The organism is Streptomyces sp. Isolate_45, from assembly GCF_024721315.2.
Lineage (GTDB): Bacteria > Actinomycetota > Actinomycetes > Streptomycetales > Streptomycetaceae > Streptomyces.
The window spans coordinates 1-656 of sequence record NZ_JANFAK020000396.1 but is presented as its reverse complement, the minus strand read 5'-3'; the positions used below and the strand labels follow the sequence as shown (position 1 = coordinate 656).

At 69.5% G+C, this 656-nt stretch carries 1 protein-coding gene; it reads right to left on the bottom strand.

What is annotated here, in order from left to right; all coding sequences use genetic code 11:
* A partial coding sequence (locus NOD94_RS41280) for a phosphopantetheine-binding protein (RefSeq protein ID WP_281211374.1) occupies positions 1-656 on the bottom strand: 656 nt, incomplete at both ends.

Genomic DNA, 656 nt, shown 5'->3' with positions numbered 1-656 from the left:
AGGGGGATGTGGTCGGGTCGGGGCTGGGCGGTGAGGGGGATGCGGGCGTCGGCTGCTTGGTCGAGGGCGGTGTTGAGGCCGGCGATGGTGGGGGTTTCGAAGAGCTGGCGGATGGAGAGTTCGGCGCCGAGGGTGGTGCGGATGCGGCTGACCAGGCGGGTGGCGAGGAGTGAGTGGCCGCCGAGGTCGAAGAAGCTGTCGTCGATGGTGAGGTGGGGGACGGCCAGTACTTCGGCGTAGAGGGATACGAGGATTTCCTCGCGGGGGCTGCGGGGTGCGCGGCCAGTGGTGGATCCGGTGTAGGTGGGTGCGGGGAGGGCCTTGCGGTCGAGCTTGCCGTTGGGGGTGAGCGGTAGCGCGTCGAGGGTGACGAGGGCCGAGGGGAGCATGTAGTCGGGTAGGCGGGCGGCGAGTCCGGCCTGGGCGGTGCTCTCGTTCCAGAGGGTGGGGTCGGGGACGAGGTAGGCGACGAGTCGTTGGTCGCCTGGCTGGTCCTCGCGGAGGATGACGGTCGCTTGGAGTACGCCGGGCTGGGTGGCGACGGCGGACTCGATCTCGCCCAGTTCGATGCGGTGTCCGCGGAGTTTGATCTGGTGGTCGGCTCGGCCGGTGAAGATGAGTTGGCCGTGGTGGTTCCAGCGGGCGATGTCGCCGGT